The 5,090-nt window shown below is 68.0% G+C and carries 5 protein-coding genes and 1 pseudogene; all 6 read left to right on the top strand.

Going from position 1 to position 5,090, the window contains the following annotated elements; all coding sequences use genetic code 11:
* Positions 1 to 648: pseudogene (locus tag ABZ260_RS46135) on the top strand (hypothetical protein); the annotation flags it as partial.
* A 153-nt stretch (positions 649 to 801) separates the two neighbouring features.
* Positions 802 to 1,173 carry a hypothetical protein gene (locus ABZ260_RS46130; protein WP_350921177.1) on the top strand — a complete coding sequence of 124 codons (372 nt, stop codon included), beginning with the start codon at positions 802 to 804 and terminating at the stop codon, positions 1,171 to 1,173.
* Complete coding sequence (locus tag ABZ260_RS46125) at positions 1,170 to 2,297, top strand: GNAT family N-acetyltransferase (RefSeq protein WP_355630929.1); 1,128 nt, start codon at positions 1,170 to 1,172, stop codon at positions 2,295 to 2,297. The genes ABZ260_RS46130 and ABZ260_RS46125 overlap by 4 nt, the downstream gene beginning before the upstream one ends.
* Before the next feature lie 153 nt (positions 2,298 to 2,450).
* A complete protein-coding gene (locus tag ABZ260_RS46120; RefSeq protein ID WP_355630926.1) occupies positions 2,451 to 3,281 on the top strand; it encodes a glycosyltransferase family 2 protein in 831 nt (276 codons plus the stop codon).
* Positions 3,282 to 3,283: 2 nt separating this feature from the next.
* A complete protein-coding gene (locus ABZ260_RS46115; protein WP_355630923.1) occupies positions 3,284 to 4,225 on the top strand; it encodes a glycosyltransferase family 2 protein in 942 nt (313 codons plus the stop codon).
* Positions 4,222 to 5,025 (top strand): polysaccharide deacetylase family protein, encoded by an 804-nt coding sequence (locus ABZ260_RS46110; protein ID WP_355630920.1) that lies wholly within the window; start codon positions 4,222 to 4,224, stop codon positions 5,023 to 5,025. Before ABZ260_RS46115 ends, ABZ260_RS46110 begins: the two co-directional genes overlap by 4 nt.
* The last annotated feature ends 65 nt before the right edge of the window (positions 5,026 to 5,090 follow it).

Raw genomic sequence — 5,090 nt, 5'->3', positions numbered from 1 at the left:
GTGGCGCTGGGCCCTGACCGCCGACACCGCCGAGAAGAACACGCTGACCACGCTCGCGCGGGACTGCCCGAACGTGCCGCTGCCCACATCGGCCCTTCGCCGCCCGACCTGCCGCCGGAGGAGTCGGAGACGGCGGACCCGAAGACGGAGAGCGCGCCGACCCCCACTCCGCGAAGGACCCAGGAGACCGGGATGCCCGCCCCCACCCCCACCACGGCGCGTCCGGCGCCGACCCGCAGGTCCTCGGCGGGACCGTCCCGCGCCACCCGCGCCACCACCCCGCCTCCCGCGGCCGGGCGGCTGACCGTCTCGTGCCCGTCGGACATCGGAGAGGGCGCCGGGCAGATTCAGCTCGCGGCCCGCAACGCCACGCTCTCCTGGTCGGCGACCACCTCCGGCGGGCTCGACGTGCATCCCGCCCGGGGGCGGCTGAAGGCGGGGGCGAGGGCCGTGATCTGGGTCACAGCCAGGGATCCCTCGGAGAGCGGCGCGGGACGGGTCGCGTTCAGGTCCGCCGGGGGCAACACCGGATGCGCGATTTCCTGGGAGAACCCGGAGGCGGACGCCTCCGCGCCTCCCCCGGACCCGGCACCCGACCCGACCCCGACCCCCTCCACCGGGGCGAGCTCCGAGGGGGAGATCGGCTGATTCCCGCATCTCGTTTTACCTAACACCGAGACTTCTCCCAGGAATCCGGTAAACCATGGACTGGTGCCGAGCGTCGGCATTGACGTCCATGCTGAGTGATTGATCACATGAAGGCGCGATCAGTCACGTCATTACCAACCGGGAGTTTCGGAGATGTCGATCAACCGCAGAGTGCTCAAATGGGCGCTCACCTTCGCATGCGTCGCGGGGGCCGTGATCGCCTTGGTGGACATCGACACCCCGTTACGCCTGGTTCTCACCCCCCTGTTCCTGTTGGCGGTCCCAGGCATCGCAGTGGTAGGACTGTTGCGTGATCGTGACCCTCTTGCGGCACTATCAGTGGGGGCAGCGGCAAGCCTGGTTGTGAACGTTCTCTTGGCCGCTGCCATGCTCACTTTTGACGCGTGGTCGCCTCGTGCCGGAGTTGCGACGATCGCGGTGCTCGGCGGTTTCATATACGTACTACGCGTGTTGTATCGGGGGAGTGGGAGCTTGCAGACCGAACAGGGGGTCAGGTCAAGGTGAACATCGTCATCGTTCGCCCGGGAGACCTCGGGGAGTCCGAGATCTCACGATGGCGGGAGTTACAGGTAGCGGACCCGTCGCTGGACAACCCCTTCCTCTCCGTGGAGTTCGCGCTCGCCATGGGGCGCCTGCGTGACTACGTCCGCGTCGCGGTCATCCAGGACGACGGCAAGATCGTGGGATTCTTCCCCTACGAACGGCACAGCTTCGGGATCGGCAAGCCGCTCGGCGGCTTCCTGACCACCTGCCACGGACTGATCTCGGTTCCCGGGCTCGACCTGGACGTCCGTACCCTGCTGCGCGCCTGCAGGCTCTCGGTCTTCGACTTCGACCATCTGGTCCCCGGCCAGCCGACGTTCGCGGCGTACGAGTCCGACGTGCGACCGGCGCCGGTGATGGACCTCAGCGTGGGTTTCGAGGCCTACATCGAGCAGGTGAAGGCCAACTCGCCGAAGAACCTCAAGACCGTCCGCTACAAGGAGCGCAAGCTCGGCCGCGAGCAGGGCGAGATCCGCTTCGAGTGGGACTCGTCCGACCTCGGCACGCTCCGCACGCTCACCAACTGGAAGTCCGACCAGTACCGCAGGACGGGCCGCGTCGACCGCTTCGCCCAGCCGTGGATCGTCCAGTTGCTCGACGAGATGCATGCCGAGAAGTCCGAGAGTTTCGCGGGTGTCCTGACCATGGTCTACGCCGGAGACAGGCCCGTCGCCGGGCACTTCGGCCTCCGTACCGCGACGACCCTGGTGGGCTGGTTTCCCGCCTACGACACCGAGTTCGCGCGCTACTCCCCCGGCATCATGCACCACCTGCACATGGCCGAGCACGCCGCCGGCTCAGGGCTGCGGCAGGTCGACATGGGCAAGGGTGGACGCGAGTACAAGAGCTGGCTGAAGAGCGGTGACCTCTTCGTCGCGGAAGGCCGCGTCTCGCGTCCCTCCCCCGCGGCCGCCGTCCACTGGATCGGCCGTACCCCGGTCAACAAAGCACGAACGATCGTTACGGATCGCCCGCATTTGTACAGGCTTGCTGACCGTGTGCTGAAGGGGTTCGGCCGTATGCGCACCCCCGCGCAGAACCAATCAAGCACTCCGGTCGTCAAGGAACCATGGGGAGTGGGTTAGACCGCTCCCGTCATCGCACCCCATTCGCCAGGACCCTCGCATGCATCCCTCATCGCATTCGCCATTTCCCCCGATCGTTTCGATCGTCTATGGCCCCGGGTCCGTCCGCCAGTCGCCCCTGACGACAGACCGCCCGGAAGGACATCCGTCATCATGAGTCCCGAAGTCGCCAAGCACTACAACAACAAGCCCCCCTTGAGGGCGGTGCCGCCCATCGAGCGGTTCACCCCCATCACCCCCAACATGGCGATCTCCCCGACTGTCAGCGTCGTCGTACCGGCCATGAACGAGGCGGAGAACCTTCCGCACGTCTTCGCGACGCTGCCGCAGTGGATCGACGAGATCGTCCTGGTGGACGGTAACTCGGTGGACGACACCGTCGCCGTGGCCAGGAAGCTGCGCCCCAACATCCGCGTGGTCCGCCAGACCGGCAAGGGCAAGGGGAACGCGCTCTCGGCCGGATTCGCCGCCTGCACCGGCGACATCATCGTGATGATCGACGCCGACGGGTCCACGGACGGCCGTGAGATCATCCAGTTCGTGGGCGCGCTGGTCACCGGGGCCGACTTCGTCAAGGGCTCACGCTACGCGTCCGGCGGCGGCAGCGACGACCTGACGTTCATCCGCAAGTTCGGCAACAAGACGCTGACCGCGCTGGTCAACAGGATGTACGGCACCAGCTACAGCGACCTGTGCTACGGCTACAACGCCTTCTGGGCCCGCCACCTGGACGTGCTCAACCTCGACTGCGACGGCTTCGAGATCGAGACCCTGATGAACGTCCGCGCCGCCAAGGCCGGGCTCAAGGTTCACGAGGTGCCCAGCCACGAGCGCTGCCGCATCCACGGCGAGAGCAACCTGCATGCCGTCCGCGACGGCATCCGGGTGTTGAAGACCATCATCCGCGAGTGGCGGAGCAACCCGGCTCCCGTCGTGCACGAGCCGGCCGCCACCTCCCGCGCGGCGGACCAGGGCGCCGCGTAGCCATGAGAAGCAGTGTCGTCATCTGCGTCTACACCGAGGAACGCTGGGAGGACATCCGAGCAGCCGTCGAGTCGGTCGAGAACCAGAGCCGCCGGCCGCACGAGATCATCCTGGTCGTCGACTACAACCCGGACCTCCATCTGAGGCTGAAGAAGGAGTACCCCGGCGTCGTCGTGGTGGAGAACGCTCAGGAGAAGGGGCTGTCCGGTGGCAAGAACACCGGCGCGGCGACCGCCTCCGGCGACATCGTGGCATACCTGGACGACGACGCCGTCGCGGAGCCTGGTTGGCTGGAAGCGCTGGAGGAGGGCTTCCAGGACCCGACCATCGTGGGGGTGGGCGGGCTGACCAAACCGCTGTGGGGCACCGGGCACCGGCCCGGCTGGTATCCCTACGAGTTCGACTGGACCGTGGGCTGCAGCTATCGCGGCATGCCCACGCAGCGGGCGCGGATCCGCAACGTCATGGGCGGCAACGCGGCCTTCCGCAGGGAGGCCGTGCAGGAGGTCGGCGGGTTCCACACCGGCATCGGCCGCAGCGTGCAGGGGCGCAAGCCCCGCCCGCTGGGCTGCGAGGAGACCGAGTTCTGCATCCGGCTCTCGCAACGGATGCCCGGTGCGGGGATGCTGTTCGAACCCGCCGCGGTGATCGGCCACAAGGTGCCGGCCGCGCGTGCCACCTTCGCCTACTTCCGCTCGCGGTGTTACGCGGAGGGCCTGTCCAAGGCGCTGGTCACCCAGAGCGTGGGGGCGGGCGACGGGCTGTCGAGCGAGCGGGCGCACGCGATGAAGGCGCTGCCGCTGGGCGCGTTGCGCGGGATCGGTGAGGCGCTGCGGGGTGATCTGTCCGGTCTCGGCAGGGCCGGCGCGATCGTCGTCGGCCTCGCCTGGACCACCTGGGGTTACGTCATCGGTTCCCTTCGACTGAAGCGGGTGCGTTCATGATCCGCGTACCGATCCTGATGTACCACTCGGTTTCCGACCGGCCCAACGCCGAGACGAAGCCGCTGGCGGTACGGCCCTCTGCCTTCGCCGAGCAGCTGGCCTACCTGAAGGAGAACCGGTTCACGCCGCTGACGGTGGCCGACCTGGTCGCCTCGCTGCACAAGAACAACGGCCGCTCCATCCCGGAGCGGCCGGTGGTGGTGACCTTCGACGACGGGTACGCCGACTTCCACAGCGAGGCGCTGCCCCTGCTCGAGCGCTACGACTTCCCCGCGACCGTCTTCCTGACCAGCGGGTGGGTCAGCGACGCGGGCAAGGACGCGGCGGGCAGGCCGCTGGACACGATGCTGTCGTGGAGCCAGGCGCGCGAGGCCGCCTCGTGCGGCATCGAGATCGGCGGGCACAGCCACAGCCATCCTCAGCTCGACCAGCTTCCGGATGACGAGCTCCGTCAGGAGCTGCGGCGCAACAAGGCCCTGCTCGAAGACAAGATCGGCTCCCTGGTCGCGACGATGGCCTACCCGTACGGCTACTCCAGCGTGCGGGTACGGCGCGAGGTCAGGCGGGCCGGTTACTGGGCCGCCTGCGCGGTGAACAACGCCATCGCCGCCGACCGGCACGACGTGCTCGCGCTACCGCGCCTGACCGTCGCCGAGGGTACGTCGATGAGAATGTTCAGCCGGGCCGTCGAGGGAAACCAGGTCCCGCTGATCTACATGAGAGAACGGATGCTGACGAAGGGTTACGCCGTCGTCAGACGTACGAGATACGGCCTGCGCCGGGTGCGCGGCCAGGTGTGAGCGGCCGGTCCGTACCCGGGAGGGCACCGGCACGCCCTGGCCGATGAGCTCCCTGTCGAGGTCGG

This window comes from Streptosporangium sp. NPDC006013, assembly GCF_040614275.1.
Taxonomy (GTDB): Bacteria; Actinomycetota; Actinomycetes; order Streptosporangiales; family Streptosporangiaceae; genus Streptosporangium.
The sequence above is the reverse complement of the archived record's forward strand: the minus strand, read 5'-3'. Positions and strand labels throughout refer to the sequence as shown.

What these genes read in the sequence shown, in the direction of transcription:
- ABZ260_RS46130 (WP_350921177.1), top strand. Translation starts at nt 802, where the DNA reads ATGTCGATCAACCGCAGAGTGCTCAAATGGGCGCTCACCTTCGCATGC.
- ABZ260_RS46120 (WP_355630926.1), top strand. Translation starts at nt 2,451, where the DNA reads ATGAGTCCCGAAGTCGCCAAGCACTACAACAACAAGCCCCCCTTGAGG.
- ABZ260_RS46115 (WP_355630923.1), top strand. Translation starts at nt 3,284, where the DNA reads ATGAGAAGCAGTGTCGTCATCTGCGTCTACACCGAGGAACGCTGGGAG.
- ABZ260_RS46110 (WP_355630920.1), top strand. Translation starts at nt 4,222, where the DNA reads ATGATCCGCGTACCGATCCTGATGTACCACTCGGTTTCCGACCGGCCC.